Origin of the sequence: Actinacidiphila bryophytorum, assembly GCF_016916835.1 — a bacterium.
In the GTDB taxonomy this organism is placed as follows: Bacteria; Actinomycetota; Actinomycetes; order Streptomycetales; family Streptomycetaceae; genus Actinacidiphila; species Actinacidiphila bryophytorum.
This window is the reverse complement of the sequence record NZ_JAFFIX010000006.1, coordinates 106,170-122,302: the sequence shown is the minus strand read 5'-3', so window position 1 is coordinate 122,302 and position 16,133 is coordinate 106,170. Positions and strand designations below refer to the sequence as shown.

Annotated in this window: 17 protein-coding genes and 1 pseudogene; 13 read left to right on the top strand and 5 right to left on the bottom strand. The window is 72.6% G+C overall.

Annotated elements, in window-relative coordinates; translation table 11 throughout:
• Positions 1 to 85 precede the first annotated feature (85 nt).
• The 5 genes from JT723_RS11485 (at position 86) to JT723_RS11465 (ending at position 5,926) form a co-directional block, all read left to right on the top strand.
• Positions 86 to 1,759: an ABC transporter ATP-binding protein gene (locus JT723_RS11485; protein WP_205044450.1), complete on the top strand. Its 1,674-nt coding sequence runs from the start codon at positions 86 to 88 to the stop codon at positions 1,757 to 1,759.
• Entirely contained in the window at positions 1,756 to 2,865 is a 1,110-nt protein-coding gene (locus JT723_RS11480) for an ABC transporter permease (RefSeq protein ID WP_205044449.1), read from the top strand. Before JT723_RS11485 ends, JT723_RS11480 begins: the two co-directional genes overlap by 4 nt.
• Positions 2,862 to 4,148: an ABC transporter permease gene (locus JT723_RS11475; protein ID WP_205044448.1), complete on the top strand. Its 1,287-nt coding sequence runs from the start codon at positions 2,862 to 2,864 to the stop codon at positions 4,146 to 4,148. Before JT723_RS11480 ends, JT723_RS11475 begins: the two co-directional genes overlap by 4 nt.
• Positions 4,145 to 4,558: a cytidine deaminase gene (locus JT723_RS11470; RefSeq protein ID WP_205044447.1), complete on the top strand. Its 414-nt coding sequence runs from the start codon at positions 4,145 to 4,147 to the stop codon at positions 4,556 to 4,558. The genes JT723_RS11475 and JT723_RS11470 overlap by 4 nt, the downstream gene beginning before the upstream one ends.
• A 90-nt stretch (positions 4,559 to 4,648) precedes the next feature.
• On the top strand, positions 4,649 to 5,926 hold the full coding sequence (locus JT723_RS11465) for a thymidine phosphorylase (RefSeq protein WP_205044446.1): 1,278 nt from the start codon (positions 4,649 to 4,651) through the stop codon (positions 5,924 to 5,926).
• A 141-nt stretch (positions 5,927 to 6,067) separates the two neighbouring features.
• On the opposite strand, the gene JT723_RS11460 is transcribed toward JT723_RS11465, so the two are convergent.
• Positions 6,068 to 6,802 (bottom strand): SigE family RNA polymerase sigma factor, encoded by a 735-nt coding sequence (locus tag JT723_RS11460; protein WP_205044445.1) that lies wholly within the window; start codon positions 6,800 to 6,802, stop codon positions 6,068 to 6,070.
• Positions 6,803 to 7,022: 220 nt separating this feature from the next.
• On the opposite strand from JT723_RS11460, the gene JT723_RS11455 reads away from it, so the two are divergent.
• From JT723_RS11455 to JT723_RS11440, 4 genes are all read left to right on the top strand, one after another.
• The gene (locus JT723_RS11455) at positions 7,023 to 7,700 is read left to right on the top strand and encodes a response regulator (RefSeq protein WP_198535922.1); all 678 of its coding nucleotides are present in this window, start codon (positions 7,023 to 7,025) and stop codon (positions 7,698 to 7,700) included.
• A complete protein-coding gene (locus JT723_RS11450) occupies positions 7,697 to 9,256 on the top strand; it encodes an ATP-binding protein (protein ID WP_372441280.1) in 1,560 nt (519 codons plus the stop codon). The genes JT723_RS11455 and JT723_RS11450 overlap by 4 nt, the downstream gene beginning before the upstream one ends.
• A complete protein-coding gene (locus tag JT723_RS11445) occupies positions 9,253 to 9,867 on the top strand; it encodes a hypothetical protein (protein WP_205044443.1) in 615 nt (204 codons plus the stop codon). Before JT723_RS11450 ends, JT723_RS11445 begins: the two co-directional genes overlap by 4 nt.
• Before the next feature lie 77 nt (positions 9,868 to 9,944).
• Positions 9,945 to 10,517, top strand: coding sequence for a VanZ family protein (locus tag JT723_RS11440; protein ID WP_205044614.1), 573 nt, complete (start codon positions 9,945 to 9,947; stop codon positions 10,515 to 10,517).
• A 101-nt stretch (positions 10,518 to 10,618) separates the two neighbouring features.
• On the opposite strand, the gene JT723_RS11435 is transcribed toward JT723_RS11440, so the two are convergent.
• Entirely contained in the window at positions 10,619 to 10,921 is a 303-nt protein-coding gene (locus JT723_RS11435; RefSeq protein WP_205044442.1) for an ATP-binding protein, read from the bottom strand.
• A gap of 94 nt (positions 10,922 to 11,015) precedes the next feature.
• Positions 11,016 to 12,179 carry an adenosine deaminase gene (locus JT723_RS11430; protein WP_205044441.1) on the bottom strand — a complete coding sequence of 388 codons (1,164 nt, stop codon included), beginning with the start codon at positions 12,177 to 12,179 and terminating at the stop codon, positions 11,016 to 11,018.
• Positions 12,180 to 12,400: 221 nt separating this feature from the next.
• Here JT723_RS11430 and JT723_RS11425 point away from each other — a divergent pair, with 221 nt between their 5' ends.
• On the top strand, positions 12,401 to 13,093 hold the full coding sequence (locus JT723_RS11425) for a dienelactone hydrolase family protein (protein WP_240165459.1): 693 nt from the start codon (positions 12,401 to 12,403) through the stop codon (positions 13,091 to 13,093).
• Positions 13,094 to 13,109: 16 nt separating this feature from the next.
• Here JT723_RS11425 and JT723_RS11420 read toward each other — a convergent pair whose 3' ends face one another.
• Positions 13,110 to 13,244, bottom strand: coding sequence for a hypothetical protein (locus tag JT723_RS11420; protein WP_372441278.1), 135 nt, complete (start codon positions 13,242 to 13,244; stop codon positions 13,110 to 13,112).
• 1 nt (position 13,245) lies between these two features.
• Between JT723_RS11420 and JT723_RS36420 the strand changes: the two are divergent.
• The 3 genes and pseudogenes from JT723_RS36420 to JT723_RS11410 form a co-directional block, all read left to right on the top strand.
• Positions 13,246 to 13,377 (top strand): annotated as a pseudogene (locus JT723_RS36420) (aminoglycoside phosphotransferase); the annotation flags it as partial.
• A 147-nt stretch (positions 13,378 to 13,524) separates the two neighbouring features.
• Complete coding sequence (locus JT723_RS11415; RefSeq protein WP_205044439.1) at positions 13,525 to 14,124, top strand: RNA polymerase sigma factor; 600 nt, start codon at positions 13,525 to 13,527, stop codon at positions 14,122 to 14,124.
• Complete coding sequence (locus tag JT723_RS11410) at positions 14,117 to 15,169, top strand: CU044_5270 family protein (RefSeq protein ID WP_205044438.1); 1,053 nt, start codon at positions 14,117 to 14,119, stop codon at positions 15,167 to 15,169. The genes JT723_RS11415 and JT723_RS11410 overlap by 8 nt, the downstream gene beginning before the upstream one ends.
• Before the next feature lie 21 nt (positions 15,170 to 15,190).
• Here JT723_RS11410 and JT723_RS11405 read toward each other — a convergent pair whose 3' ends face one another.
• Positions 15,191 to 15,907, bottom strand: a complete 717-nt coding sequence (locus JT723_RS11405) for a PH domain-containing protein (RefSeq protein WP_205044437.1) — start codon at positions 15,905 to 15,907, stop codon at positions 15,191 to 15,193.
• Positions 15,908 to 16,133 lie beyond the last annotated feature (226 nt).

Here is a 16,133-nt window from a genome sequence, read left to right as displayed (position 1 = left end):
CACGGTTCGGGCCGTTTGCGTCCGCCGCGCGTCCGGGTCGTTGCGATTCCGTGCTGTGAAATGCCGACGCTACGCGCGTAGCGTCATGTTGTCGCGATACCTTCGCCTCCACCATCCCGCCAGGACCGGCCCGGTCCGACCCGGACCCGCCGGGTCCAGCCCCGCCAAGCCCAGCCCCGAGCCTTTCCCCCGAGGAGAGTGCGCCATCAACGCGTCCACGAGTCCACCCGCCGTCGAGCTGCGCGGCATCACCAAACGGTTCCCCGGTGTCGTCGCCAACCACGACATCGACATCACCGTGCGCAGCGGCACCGTGCACGCCCTCGTGGGCGAGAACGGCGCAGGCAAGTCCACCCTGATGAAGATCCTCTACGGCATGCAGAAGCCGGACGAGGGCACGATCGCCGTCAACGGCGAGCAGGTCGCCTTCGGCGACCCGGGCGACGCCATCGCCCGCGGCATCGGCATGGTGCACCAGCACTTCATGCTCGCCGACAACCTCACCGTGCTGGAGAACGTCGTTCTCGGCAGCGAGAAGGCCTACGGCATCGGCGGACGCGCCCGCGCGCGTATCAAGGAGATCTCCGACGCCTACGGCCTCGGGGTGCGCCCCGATGTGCTGGTCGAGGACCTGGGCGTGGCCGACCGCCAGCGGGTGGAGATCCTCAAGGTCCTCTACCGCGGCGCCCGCATCCTGATCCTCGACGAGCCCACCGCGGTGCTGGTCCCGCAGGAGGTCGACGCGCTGTTCGAGAACCTGCGCGGGCTGAAGTCCGAGGGCCTCACGGTGATCTTCATCTCGCACAAGCTCGGCGAGGTGCTGTCGGTCGCCGACGAGATCACCGTCATCAGGCGCGGCACCACCGTCGGTGAGGCCGACCCGAAGAAGACCACGGCCAAGCAGCTCGCCGAGCTGATGGTCGGCAGCGAACTGCCCTCGCCCGAGACCCGCGAGTCCACCGTGACGACAGAGCCGATGCTCACCGTCGAGGGCCTGCGGCTGTTCGAGACCGACTCCGAGGGCGTCGAGCGCATAGTGCTCGACGGCATCGGCTTCACCATCCACAAGGGCGAGATCCTCGGCATCGCCGGCGTCGAGGGCAACGGCCAGGCGGAACTGGTCGAGGCCGTGATGGGCATGCGCTCCCTGAACGCCGGGGTGCTGACCCTCGACGGCCGGGACATCACCCGCACCCCCACCAGGCGCCGCCGCGAGGACGGCATCGGCTACATCCCCGAGGACCGCCACCGGCACGGGCTGCTGCTCGAAGCGCCGCTGTGGGAGAACCGCATCCTCGGCCACGTCACCGAGCGCCCCAACAGCCGCGGCTTCCTGATCGACCCGGGCGCCGCCCGCCGCGACACCGAGCGGATCGTGCGCGAGTACGACGTCCGCACCCCCGGTATCGAGGTGCCGGCCGCGTCGCTGTCCGGCGGCAACCAGCAGAAGCTGATCGTCGGCCGGGAGATGAGCCACCTGCCCAAGCTGCTGATCGCCGCGCACCCCACCCGGGGCGTGGACGTCGGCGCGCAGGCGCAGATCTGGGACCAGATCAGGGCCGCCCGCCGCGACGGCCTGGCGGTGCTGCTGATCTCCGCCGACCTCGACGAGCTGATCGGCCTGTCCGACACGCTGCGGGTGATGTACCGCGGCCGGCTCGTCGCCGACGCCGACCCCGCCACCATCACTCCTGAGGAGCTGGGTTCTGCCATGACCGGAGCCTCCGCGGGCCACCTCGCAGGGGGAGAGGACCGATGAAGAAGTTCGACAAGGACCGGGTGCTGCTCGGCCTGGCCGCCCCCGTGCTGTCCGTGCTCGGGGCGCTGATCGTCACCGGGCTCGTCCTGCTGGCCAGCGGCAAGGAGCCCTTCCACGCCTTCCACGTGATGCTGACCTACGGCAGCAAGTCCGACAGCCAGGTCTACATCCTCAACAAGGCGACCCCCTACTACCTGTCGGGTCTCGCGGTGGCCATCGGCTTCCGGATGAACCTGTTCAACATCGGGGTGGACGGGCAGTACCGGCTGGCGGCCTTCTTCGCCGCGGCCGTCGGCGGGTCGATGTCGATCCCCGGCGTCATCCAGATCCCGATCATCATCCTCACCGCGATGGTGGTGGGCGCCGCATGGGCGGCCATCGCCGGTGTGCTGAAGGTGACCCGCGGGGTCAGCGAGGTCATCTCGACGATCATGCTCAACTCGATCGCCGGCATCGTCATCGGCTTCTTCCTCCAGGACGGCAGACTCGGGGTCACCGACAAGCTGGCCAACACCATCACCACCAAGCCGATCCCGCCGGGCAGCCACCTGTTCAACTTCACCACCCAGACCGACCCGGTCGTCGGCTTCATCGTCTTCGCGGGCCTGGCCGGCGTCGTGTACTGGTTCGTGCTGTCCCGCACCCGCTTCGGCTTCGACCTGCGCTCGGTGGGCCGCTCGGACTCCGCGGCCCAGGCCAGCGGCGTCAGCGTGAAGAAGATGGTCGTGGTCAGCATGCTGATCTCCGGCGCCATGGCCGGTCTTGTCGGCATGTCCACACTGCTCAACCAGTCCTACCAGTTCAGCACCGACTTCCCGGCCGGCATCGGCTTCACCGGCATCGCGGTCGCCCTGCTCGGCCGCAACAACCCGATCGGCATCGCGATCGGCGCGCTGCTGTGGGCCTTCCTCGAGCGCGCCTCCAACGGCCTGGAGTTCGAGGGCTACGACAAGGAGATCGTCGGCGTGATCCAGGGCGCCATCGTGCTCGCCGTCGTCATCGCCTACGAACTCGTACGCCGCTACGGGCTCGCACGGCAGCAGCGCCAGGTCGGAGCGGAACTCGCCGCGGCCGGCTCCGACGACAAGCAGGAGGTGACGGCGTGACTGCCACCGCAACCCAGACCCCGCCGCCCGCCGCACCCAGGGCCGCCGGCGGCAAGGGCGGCAGGACCCGGCTCTCCGTCCCGGTGATCCTGCTGATCGTGGCCGCCGCGATCATCGTGGTCTCCGCCGTCCGCGCCATCGCGGGCGCCGACGACGTCACCTCCTCCGGGCAGATCGCCGGCGCGCTGACCGGCGCCGTGCCCATCGCGCTCGCCGGCCTCGGCGGCCTGTGGTCCGAGCGGGCCGGCGTGGTCAACATCGGCCTCGAAGGCATGATGATCCTCGGCACCTTCTTCGGAGCCTGGGCCGGCTGGAGCCTCAACCCGTGGATGGGCGTCCTGGCCGGCGTCCTCGGCGGCATGGCGGGCGGCCTGCTGCACGCGATCGTCACCGTCACCTTCGGCGTCGACCAGATCATCGCCGGTGTCGCGATCAACATCCTGGCCGCGGGCGTCACCGCGTACCTGGCCAAGCGGATCTTCAACGTCGGCAAGGCGGCCACGGAGGGCGGCACCCCCAAGCAGTCGCCGCCCATCGAGGACATCAAGTCCTTCACGGTCCCCGGGCTGTCGCACTGGCTGTCCACCCTGGAGAAGCACCACTGGTTCCTGATCTCCGACCTCGCCGGGATCGTCGGGGGCCTGGTCACCAACATCTCGTCGCTGACGCTGCTGGCCGTGGTGCTCTTCGTCGCCACCTTCTTCGTGCTGTGGCGCACCTCCTTCGGCCTGCGGCTGCGCTCCTGCGGTGAGAACCCGGTGGCCGCCGAGTCCCTCGGCGTCAACGTCTACCTGTACAAGTACGTGGCCGTGACCGTCTCCGGCGGCCTCGCGGGCCTGGGCGGCGTCTTCCTGGCCATCGGCACGCACTTCTACCTCGAAGGCCAGACCAGCGGCCGCGGCTACATCGGCCTCGCCGCGATGATCTTCGGCAACTGGCGGCCCGGCGGCCTGGCCATGGGCGCCGGCCTGTTCGGCTACGCCGACAGCCTCCAGCTGCGCAGCGGCAGCGACTCGGTGCACGCGCTGCTCCTGCTGCTCGCGGTGCTGCTGCTGGCCATGGCGATCTGGAAGTACGTCCGCAAGGCGTACGTCTCGGCGGGCTTCGCGCTCGGCTTCGCGGTGCTGCTGGCAGTCTGGTACGCGACCACCGACACCGTCGCCGACGAGATCGTGCAGGCGTCGCCTTACGTGGCCACGCTGCTGGTGATGGGCCTGTCCGCACAACGGCTGCGGATGCCCAAGGCGGACGGGCTGCCGTACCGGAAGGGGCAGGGCGGATGACGCCGACGTCCGAGACGCCGGACGACGTCGACTGGAAGGCGCTGCGGGAAGCCGCCCGGGAGGTCATGGAGCGGGCCTACGCGCCCTACTCCGGCTTCCCGGTCGGCGCCGCCGCCCTGGTCGACGACGGGCGCACGGTCGTCGGCTGCAACGTCGAGAACGCCGCCTACGGGGTCGCGCTGTGCGCCGAGTGCGGCCTGGTCTCCGCCCTGCACGCCTCGGGCGGCGGCCGGCTCACCGCGTTCAGCTGCGTCGACCGCAACGGCGACCTGCTGATGCCGTGCGGGCGCTGCCGCCAGCTGCTGTGGGAGAACGGCGGCCCCGCGCTGCTGGTCGACACCGCGGCCGGGGTGCGCCCGATGCGCGAGATCCTGCCCGACGCCTTCGGGGCCGAGGACCTCGACCGCTAGGGCCTGTCGGCCGCCGCGACCACCGGCGGCCGCCACCAGGACAGCCGGCCCACCGGCCGGCTGCGACCCACGTACTCCGCAAGGACTCCCATGGACGTCATTTCCGTCATCCGCACCAAGCGCGACCGTGGCCGGCTCAGCGACGAGCAGATCGACTGGGTGGTCGACGCCTACACCCGCGGCGCGGTCGCAGACGAGCAGATGTCGGCGCTCGCCATGGCGATCCTGCTCAACGGCATGGACCGGGCCGAGATCGCCCGCTGGACCGCCGCGATGATCGCCTCGGGCGAGCGGATGGACTTCTCCTCGCTCAGCCGCCCCACCGCCGACAAGCACTCCACCGGCGGCGTCGGCGACAAGATCACCCTCCCGCTCGCCCCGCTGGTCGCGGCGTGCGGCGCCGCGGTGCCGCAGCTGTCCGGGCGCGGCCTCGGCCACACCGGCGGCACCCTCGACAAGCTGGAGTCCATCCCCGGCTGGCGCGCGTCACTGTCCACCGAGGAGATGCTCGCCGTCCTCGACGGCACCGGGGCGGTCGTCTGCGCGGCAGGCGACGGCCTCGCGCCCGCCGACAAGAAGCTCTACGCGCTGCGCGACGTGACCGGCACGGTCGAGGCGATCCCGCTGATCGCCTCCTCGATCATGTCCAAGAAGATCGCCGAGGGCACCGGGTCGCTCGTGCTCGACGTGAAGGTCGGCTCCGGCGCCTTCATGAAGTCCCTGGAGGACGCCCGCGAGCTGGCCGCCACCATGGTCGGCCTGGGCACCGACCACGGGGTGCGCACTGTCGCGCTGCTCACCGACATGTCCGTCCCCCTCGGCCTGACCGCGGGCAACGCCCTCGAAGTCCGCGAGTCCGTCGAGGTCCTGGCCGGCGGCGGCCCCGCCGACGTCGTCGACCTCACCCTGGCGCTGGCCCGCGAGATGCTCACCGCCGCCGGCCTGCCCGACGCCGACCCGGCCAAGGCCCTCGCCGACGGCTCGGCGATGGACGTCTGGCGCCGCATGATCCGCGCCCAGGGCGGCGACCCCGACGCCCCCCTCCCCACCGCCCGCGAGCAGCACGTCGTCACCGCCCCCGCCACCGGCGTCCTGACCGCCCTGGACGCCTACGCGGTCGGCGTCGCCGCCTGGCGCCTCGGCGCGGGCCGCGCCCGCAAGGAGGACGCCGTCCAGGCCGGCGCGGGCATCGAATGGCACGCCCGCCCGGGCCAGTCCGTCCAGCAGGGCGCCCCCCTGCTGACCCTCCACACCGACACCCCGGAGAAGTTCCCCTACGCCCAGGAAGCCCTGGAGTCCGCCGTCACGATCTCCCCGACCACGGCCCCCTTCGAGCCCGGCCCGATCGTCCTGGACCGCATCGCCTGAGCCTGGCGGGGGCGCGGGCCTGCGCAAGGCCGCGCCCCCGCCAGGCTGCGGGCATGCGCCGGGGGCCGGCGGCATCCCCCCTGCCGCCGGCCCCCGGCTTCCCCCGTGGCCCCCCTGGTCTGTGGTCGGTCCGTTCGCCGGTCAGGCGACGAGTTCGCCGAAGGCGGACTCCTCGTCGCGGCCGAAGCTCAGGGCCTCGTCGTCGCGCATGCGGCGCAGGGAGCGCCAGATGCTGCTCTTGACCGTGCCGACGCTGATGCCGAGGATGTCGGCGATCTCCGGGTCGGTGCGGCCCTCGTAGTAGCGGAGCACCAGCATGGTGCGCTGCTGCTCGGGCAGCCGGGCGAGCGCCTGCCAGAGGACGGCGCGCAGTTCGGTGCCGCCCATCTCGTCGGTGTCGCCGACCGTCTCGGGCAGCTCCTCGGTCGGGTACTCGTTGAGCTTGCGGCGCCGCCAGGCGCTGATGTGCAGGTTGGTCATGGTGCGCCGCAGGTAGCCGCCGACGGCCGCCTTGTCGCTGATCCGGTCCCATGCGCGGTACGTGGAGAACAGCGCGCTCTGCAGCAGGTCCTCGGCCGCGAAGCGGTCACCGGTGAGGTGGTACGCGGTCGCGTAGAGGGAGGCGCGGCGCTCCTGGACGTACGCGGTGAACTCCGCCTCCGCGTCCGAGGAGGGGGCCTGCGGCGCCGAGGGCGCGGCGGGCTCCAGCGGAGTGATGTACGCGGGCCGCTGCCTGACCACCGAGTTCCCCGACGTGCGTCCGGCGCCGCGGGCGTACCCCCGTCCGTTCGCGGCGCCGGACATCTCGGTGGACCTGGCAACGGAGTGCGCACGCGTCGAGTGGACGGCGGTGGTGGTGCTGAGCAGTGCGTTCATGTCGCGCCCCCGTCGATGGAACCTGATGCGTGGTTTCCGGCGTCGCAGCCTGTGCGGCGTGCGCTCTTCCGATGTGGCTCAAGACTGCCGGGCCAGTTTCATGGGGCTGTCCGCCGAGTGTCACAGGCCCGCAACAGAGGTCGGCAACCTCGGGAGCGGCCGGGGCACGAGTTGTCCCCGCACTTCATCAGGCCACCAGAGGTAGGCAACAATGTCCGGCGTGCCCTTCCTGTTGCTGATCGAGGATGACGACGCCATCCGTACCGGTCTCGAACTCGGACTGTCCCGCCAGGGCCACCGCGTGGTGGCCGCGGCGACGGGCGAGGACGGCCTGAAGCTCCTCAAGGAGCAGCGTCCCGACCTGATCGTGCTCGACGTGATGCTGCCGGGTATCGACGGCTTCGAGGTGTGCCGGCGGATCCGGCGCACCGACCAGCTGCCGATCATCCTGCTCACCGCGCGCAGTGACGACATCGACGTGGTGGTCGGCCTGGAGTCCGGCGCCGACGACTACGTGATCAAGCCGGTGCAGCCCCGGGTGCTGGACGCCCGGATCCGCGCCGTGCTGCGCCGCGGCGAGCGGGACAGCACCGACTCGGCCGCCTTCGGCTCGATCGTCATCGACCGCAGTGCGATGACGGTGACCAAGGACGGCGAGGACCTGCAGCTGACCCCGACCGAGCTGCGGCTGCTGCTGGAGCTGAGCCGCAGGCCCGGCCAGGCGCTGTCCCGCCAGCAGCTGCTGCGGCTGGTATGGGAGCACGACTACCTGGGCGACTCGCGCCTGGTGGACGCGTGCGTGCAGCGGCTGCGGGCCAAGATCGAGGACGTGCCCTCCTCGCCGGCCCTGATCCGTACCGTCCGCGGGGTCGGCTACCGCCTGGACACCCCGCAGTGACCTCTGGCCCACACGGCGGCAGGTGGGGGTCCGGCATCCTGCGCTGGACGAGCCTGCGGCTGCGGCTGGTCGCGGTCTTCGCGGCGGTCGCGCTGACCGCCGCGGTGTCGGTGTCCGGCATCGCGTACTGGCTCAACCGCGACGCGGTGCTGACCCGTGCGCAGAACAGCGCGCTGAACGACTTCCGCGACTCGCTGCAGCGCAACGCCGCCTCGCTGCCGGTCGCCCCGACCTGCCAGTCGCTGGAGAGCACCGCGAGCCGCATCGGCGGCCCCGACACCTACCAGGTGGTGCTGCTCAGCACCGGCCAGGACAGCCAGGAGTGCGCGGCGGCCTCCAACCGGGACGTCTTCACGCTGGACGACGTGCCGGCGACGCTGCAGCGTGCGGTCAACACCCGGCACACCAAGGACGACGGCAAATACCACCTGCACTGGGAGCGGATCTCGCTGCAGGGCCGCCCCTACCTGGTGGCGGGCGCGCGGATCAACGGCGACGGACCGACCGGCTACATGCTCAAGTCGCTGGAGGCCGAGCGCAAGGACCTCAACTCGCTGGCCTGGTCGCTGGGCATCGCCACGCTGCTGGCGCTGATCGGCTCCGCGCTGCTCGCGCAGGCCGCGGGCGCCGCGGTGCTGCGTCCTGTGCGGCGGCTCGGCGAGGCCGCGCAGCGGCTGGGCGAGGGGCACCTGGACACCCGGCTGAAGGTGTCGGGCACCGACGAGCTGGCCGAGATGTCGCGCACCTTCAACAACGCGGCGGAGGCGCTGGAGACCCGGGTCGAGGAGCTGAGCGCCCGCGAGGCGGCCAGCCGCCGCTTCGTCGCGGACATGTCGCACGAGCTGCGGACCCCGCTGACCGCGATCACCGCGGTCAGCGACGTGCTGGAGGACGAGGCGGAGGCGCTGGACCCGATGATCGCCCCGGCCGTACGCCTGGTGGTCAGCGAGACCCGGCGGCTGAACGAACTGGTGGAGACGCTGATGGAGGTCACCCGGTTCGACGCGGGTACCGCGAAGCTGCGGGTGGACGAGGTGGACGTCGGTGAGCAGGTGATGGCCTGCATGGACGCCAGGGCCTGGCTGGACTCCGTCGAGCTGGACGCGCCCCGCGGGGTGCTGGCCACCCTCGACCCGCGCCGGCTGGACGTGATCATGGCCAACCTGATCGGCAACGCGCTCAAGCACGGCGGTTCGCCGGTACGCGTCACCGTCCGCGGCACGGGTACGGACGCCGACGGCTCCATCGAGGTCGCCGTCTCCGACAACGGCCCCGGCATCCCCGAGGACGTCCTGCCGCACGTCTTCGACCGCTTCTACAAGGCCGACGCCTCCCGCGCCCGCTCCGAGGGCAGCGGCCTCGGCCTGTCCATCGCCATGGAGAACGCCCACATCCACGGCGGCGACATCACCGCCGCCAACGGCCCCTCCGGCGGCGCCGTCTTCACCCTGCGGCTGCCCCGGCACCCGCGCCGCGACGAGGCCTCGGACGCCGTCAACGGCGGCCCGTCGGAAGGCGGCACCCCCGAGGGCGGCACCGCCGGCGGTGCGCGATGAGCAGACCCCGCCCCCGTACGCCCGGCAGGCCCGCAGCCGCCGCTGCCGTGCTGCTCGCGGTGCTGGCCGCCGGCTGCGGCATCCGTACGACCTCGGTGCCGGTCGACGCGGGACCCGCGCCCTCCCGGGTGTCCTGCGCCGTGCCCGAGCCGGAGAACTCGCCCGGCGTCACCGACGCGCAGGTCGTGCAGGTGTACCTGGTGTGCGGCATGCAGACCACGCCGGTGCCGCGGACGGTGCAGGTACGTGCGCGTGCGGCCGGCAGGACCGAGCAGGTCAGGGAACTGGTCGCGCAACTGCAGCGCAGCGTGCTCGGCGCCGAGGCGAAGGCCGGCTTCGCCACCGCGGTGCCGGGCACCCTCGAGGTCGAGGGCCCCGCCCCGGGGGATCCGGTCGACGCGCTGCGGCTCGGCCAGCCGATCGAGGACCTGCCGTCCTTCGCGCTCGCGCAGATCGTCTGCACGGTAGCGGGCAGCGCCCTGGCCTCCCCGGGTCACAGCGTGGTCCTGGGCGGCCCCGAGGCCGGCAGCAAGGTACGCCGCTACACCTGTACGCCCGACCTGCGCACCCGTCCGCAGGCCGCGGACACCGCCGGCACCGAGGTTTCGTAGGGGCGCGGGCGCACGGCGTGCGGGGCGTCACACCGCGCGGTGGAACCGGACGGCGAAAGTCCCGCGTCTTGGGCGGTGTGCAGCACGAAGGCTCCAAGTACCGGGTGCGCGCGGCCGGGCTCCTGCTGACCGCCGCGTATCTCGCTTTCGCCGCCTGGCTGCTGCTGCGCCCGCATTACGTGGCATGGGTGCCGTCGCCGAACCTGCGGCCCTTCAGCACGATCAGGGCGGACCTGCGCATGGAGCCCGCGCAGGCGGCACGCCATCTGCTCGCCGGGCTCGGCCTGCTGGCCCCGCTGGGCATCCTGCTGCCGATGGCCGGCGGCCGGATCGAGACCTCGGGCGTGGCGTCCTTCGTCCGCACGGTCTTCGCCGGCCTGATGGTGTCGATGTCCGTCGAGTTCACCCAGACCATGGTCCCGGGCCAGCTCTTCGACGTGGACGCGCTCATCCTCAACACGGCGGGGGTGGCCCTGGCCCACCTCCTCGTGGTCCCGGCGGTACGCCGCCGCCTGCGGCAGCGGCTGACACTTCGCGCTGAGCTTGCGCGCACGCAAGAGGGCGCCCCCCAGGGGCGCGGGGAACTGCGCGCGCAACCCACCGCGGACCGCCGGTCCGGAGCGAACCGGACCGCCCCGCTGGGCCGGTGACGACCCGCACCACGGCGATATGTGCAGTTCCCCGCGCCCCTGTGGGGCGCCGCCCGGGCAATCGCGCCGCCCGGGCAGAGGCGCTTACCCCGCGGAGGGGGTCAGCCGATCGGGAGCCCCCCGAGCAGCCCCGTGACGGGTGCCACCTGGTTCCCGTCCAGGTGGTTGCCCGAGGGCAGCAGGCTGGTCGGGTTGCCGGGCAGTGCCGACGTGCCGTTGGACAGGGCGTTCTGGGCGCCGGTGGTCGAGTCGGCGGCGCCGGGGACGAGGCCCGCGGCCGAGCCGACGGGGAGCGAGCCGAGCACATCGGTCGGGGCGGCGGCGGACGCGGTGCCGGCCGCCGCGGCGGCGAAGGCCAGGCCGAGCGCGCCGGCCGCGAGAGTCTTCTTCGTTCGGGTCTGCATGACTCCGGAACGTAGTCACGCATTCACCTGCCGTGCAACCGGCGTGGCGCGCCGGTGCCGCCCGCACCCGGGGCCTGGCGGCGGCCCGCGCCCGTCACTCGCCGCGGGCGGAACCGCTGGCCAGCGGCCTTTCCGAGGTCGCCTGGTCGAAGAGCCATTCGGCCTTCAGCTCGGCGTAACCCGGCTTGATCACCTCGTTGATCATCGCGAGACGTTCATCGAAAGGGATGAACGCTGATTTCATCGCATTGACGGTGAACCACTGCATGTCGTCGAGCGTGTATCCGAAGGCCTCGACAAGGTGCTCGAACTCCCGGCTCAGGCTGGTCCCCGACATGAGGCGGTTGTCGGTGTTGACCGTCACCCGGAAGTACAGCCGGCGCAGCAGGCCGATCGGATGCTCGGCGTATGAACTGGCCGCACCGGTCTGCAGGTTGGACGTCGGGCACATCTCCAGCGGTACGCGCTTGTCGCGCACGTACGACGCCAGGCGGCCGAGCGAGACCTGGCCGCCGGGGCCGGCCTCGATGTCGTCGATGATGCGCACCCCGTGGCCCAGGCGGTCGGCGCCGCACCACTGCAGCGCCTGCCAGATCGAGGGCAGGCCGAACGCCTCGCCGGCGTGGATCGTGAAGTGGTTGTTCTCCCGCTTCATGTACTCGAAGGCGTCGAGGTGGCGGGTGGGCGGGTAACCGGCCTCCGCGCCCGCGATGTCGAAGCCGACGACGCCCGAGTCGCGGTAGGAGTTGGCCAGTTCGGCGATCTCCTGGGAGCGGGCCGCGTGCCGCATCGCGGTGAGCAGCGCGCCCACCCTGATGCGGTTGCCCCCCTCCCTTGCCCGCCGCTCGCCCTCGCGGAAGCCCGCGTTGACCGCCTCCACGACCTCTTCGAGGGTGAGCCCGCCCTCCAGGTGCTGCTCGGGGGCGTACCGCACCTCGGCGTAGACGACGCCGTCGGCCGCCAGGTCCTCGGCGCACTCGGCGGCGACCCTCACAAGTGCGTCACGGGTCTGCATCACGGCACAGGTGTGCGCGAAGGTTTCCAGGTACCGTTCGAGGGAGCCTGAATCGGCGGCCGCGCGGAACCACGTCCCGAGCTTGTCGGGGTCGGTCTCGGGCAGCGCGTCGTAGCCGGTCTCCCGTGCGATGTCGACAACGGTGCCGGGGCGCAGGCCACCGTCCAGGTGGTCGTGCAGCAGCACCTTGGGGGCACGGCGGATCTGTTCCCGGGTCGGAACGCCCGGTTTCGGGTTCTGCATGCTCGGAACTCTACGCCCTACGCGCGTAGAACTGGCCAATGGGGCAATTATTTTCCGCCCGGCCATACTGTGCACGCCCCTGCGTCTGCCATCGTTGCGCCATGGCTTCACAAGCATTACCGGCGCGTGGCGCCCGGCTGGGGCGCCCTGTCGCACCCGGCCTGGTGCCGGCACTCCCGGGCCAGCGGCTCAGGGGGAGTGAACGACCCGACGAGGGCGCCATGGGCGCCACCGTCCGCGCCGTCGTGCTCGCACTGCCCGGCGGCGACGCCCTGAGCACCCGGCGCCGCTCCCCCGTGGCCGCCGCCCTGATGTGGCCGCTGGCCAGGCAACTGGTGCGCCAGGGGTACGCCGACGGCGTCGCGGCCCATGTCGTCCACTACCGCTTCCGCGGCTGGAACGGCGGCCACGCCCACCCGGCCGAGGACGCCGAATGGGCCGTCGGCGAGGCGGTCAGGCGGTACGGCGACGTGCCCGTGTGCCTGGTCGGCATGGACATGGGCGCCCGGGCGGCCCTGCACGCCGCGGGCCACCCCGCGGTGGGCTCCGTGGTGGCCCTGTCCCCCTGGCTCCCCGGCGGCCCGGAACCCGAGCCGGTCAAGCAGCTCATCGGCCGCCGCGTGCTGATCGTCCACGGCACCCAGGACGACTCCACCGACCCCGACCTGTCCTACCGCTTCGCCGAACGCGCCAAGAAGGTCAACCGCCAGGTCTGCCGCTTCGAGGTCCACTCCGACGGCCACAGCCTCCACCAGCACCGCTCCGAGGTCTTCGCCCTCACCGCCGACTTCGTCCTCGGCTCCCTCCTCGACCGCCCCTACGCCCGCCCGGTCGCCGACGCCCTGGCGGCCCCCCCGCCCCTGGGCCTGCGCATGCCCCTGGCAACGGGCTTCGGCCGCGCCTTGCGGGCGTGAACCGCCCGCGCGGGGCTCAGGACGTCAGCGGCAGCTCCGCCACCATGACGGCGTAGAGCGGCGAGTCCGCGAACGGGCGCTGCGTGCCGACCCGGCGGTACCCCCAGGCTTCGTACAGCGCCTCGACGCGCGGATGGGTGGTGTCGACCACGGCCAGGCTGGTCGACCGGGCATGGGCGTCCCGCGGGGCGACGTGGCTGGATGCCGCGTACTGGGTCATCTGGTTGATCGCCGGCGGCGATCCGTTCGGGGCGAGGATGCCGGCCGGAGCCAGGCGGTGGGCGGAGTACCGGGTGGGGGGTGCGTGAACCCGAGTGGGGGCTGCGGTCAAGGGGAGGAGGGCGCGCCGACCGGGTGCGCCGTGACGAGAACGGAGTCCCGCGATCTCCTCCGTACGTTCCTCTCCGAACGGGCCGTCCGACGCACCAGCGGTGCCGGACGGTCCTGACGACGCCACCTTGATCGCCCGCTCGGCGGACGAGCCCGAGGTCTTCGCGCAGCTCTACCACCGGCACGCGGCCGAGCTGCACCGCTACGTCGCGCGGCGGCTGGGGTCCGACCTGGCCGACGACGTGGTCGGCGAGACCTTCCTCGTCGCCTTCCGCAGGCGCGAGCGCTACGACGCCAGGCGTCCGCTGGCGCTGCCCTGGCTGTACGGCATAGCCGCCAACCTCATCAGCGGGCACCGCAGGAGCGAGCTGCGCGCCTACCGGGCGTTCGCCAGGACGGGCGCCGACCCCGTCGCGCGGACCGGCGGCAGCGACGCAGACGCCGACGCCGTCGACGGCAAGGTCGCCGCGCAGGCGTCGGGCCCCGCCATCGCCGCGGCGCTGCGCTCGCTGTCCGACGGCGACCGCCACGTGCTGCTGCTCGTCGCCTGGGCCGACCTGTCCTACCAGGAGGTGGCCGAAGCCCTCGGCATCCCGCTGGGGACGGTGCGCTCCCGGCTCAACCGGGCGCGGAAGAAAATGCGCGCCGCGATCCCCGAACTCGACCCGATCCTCGACGAGGAGATGCACCACCATGGATGAACTGACCAAACTGCGCGACTTCCGTGCCGACACCGCCGCGCTCGACGCGGAACAGCTGGACGCCGGCGCCCGGCGCCTGACGGAGCAGATCCGCGGCACCACGCCCGCCCGCCGGCGGACGGCCGCAGGCGACGTGCTGCGGTTCGCGGTGGCCACCGGTGTGCGCAGGGCCTGCCTGGCGGGGCTGACGGCAGCCGCGGTCACCGCGGGCGTCCTCGTGGCCCTCCCCGGCTCCGGAGCGCGGGACGAGCCGGCCCGCACTCTCACGATCGCCGACGTCCTCGACTCCGCGGCCGCGCATGCCGCCGCCGCCCCTGCAAAGGAGCCGAGCGCCCACCAGTGGCTGTTCAGCCGTGAGTACGGGTGCATGGCCACCTGCGGCACGCAGGAGGAGTGGTACCGCTACGACGGCAACCAGAAGGCCTTCCGCGACCCGATGGCGAAAGGTGTCCGCGTGCTGGTCAACGACTTCGGACCGCGGGTCGCACCGGCCGGGTTGTGCAAGATCGTGGAGGACGCGGGCGCGCGGCCGCAGGAGACCCGTGCACGGCTGGCCGCCCTCCCCACAGAACCGCGCGCGCTGCTGGAGGCGCTCCGGGAAGACCCCTACTTCGCCGCCGTCTCCACCAAGATCGACAAGCTCCCTGCATCGTCGCCCGCCGCCGCGTTCGACCGGGTCGTCGTCCTGCTGTCCCTGACCGAGACGGCACCGCCGCGCACGGCCGCGGCGCTCTACCGCGCAATTTCCTACATCCCTGGCGTCCACCTGCTCCCCCGACCGGTGAAGGACGCCGCGGGACGGCCCGGCCTCGCGGTGGAGTCCACACAGCGGGCGGCCGGACACGACATCCGCTCGACCCTGATCCTCGACCCGAAGACGTACGCCTACCGCGGCTTGCGCGTGGAAGGCGGCCCCTGGAAGTACTCGTCGGCGCGACTCGGTGTCGCCGTCGTCGACCACCCCGGCCAGCGGCCCGGCGGCCCCGTTCCTCCGCCGTCGTCGATCACCGTACGCCCCTTCACGATCAAGGATCCCAGCTGCTGACCTGCGGCGCCGCGCGGACGCTCAGCCGATCGAGAGCAGGACGATCAGGACGATCGCGCCCGCTGCCGCGGGGGCCAGGACCTCCCAGCACCAGCGGACCACGGGGGCGTCGGACGCCTCCGTGCCCGCGGGGGCCTCGTGGCGCTCCGCCAGCTCGCGCAGCTCGGACAGCGCCTGGTCCGACCAGGCCCGTACGGTCGGGTCCGCGCCGGGGACCGGCCGCAGGTTGCGGCCCACCGTCGTGGGGCGGCGGCCCGAGCCGGGCGTGAAGGCGTCGTCGCCCGCCGCCTTCGCCCGGGCGGTCTGCTTCGCCGCCCGCTTACGCGCCCGCAGCGACACCGGGATCGCCCACAGCTGGTACTTCTTGCCGCCCGCCAGCAGCTCCGTGGAGTACGAGGAACGCACCGCGTCCACCCCCGACCAGGGCACGGTGATCGTACGGAAGGGGTTGCGGACGCGGATGCGGTCGGAGTTCGCGAACACCGCCGGACGCAAGGTCAGCGCCACGATCACCGGCAGCGCGAGCAGCAGGCCGGCGATGGCCAGCCACGGGGCGTGGCCCTTGCCGTTGGCGATCGTGTCGGCGCCGAGCCAGCACGCGACCACGACCAGGCCGGCGCCGCCGATCATTCCGGCCATCGAGCGGTAGGCGCGGTCGGCGTACTGCGGCTGCCCCGGGGCGCCCCCGGGGGCGCCCCCGGACGGCGGGGTCGGGCGGTCGGACCTCGGACTCGTCATAACGACCGATTGTGCCCGACGTGCATGGCCCCGCGGGCCACGACCCGGTTGCGTTCCCGTCTCGCCCGACGTCCCCCTTCCGCCGGGGACGCCCGACCGGCGTTCACCCTCCGGGTGGGGGCACCCCCCTGGGGGCGCGGGGAACTGCGCGCCAAGCCCCCCACCGGCCGGTGGTCCGGTACGGACCGAAGAGCCCCTTTGGGCCGGTGACGACCCGCGCCCCGGT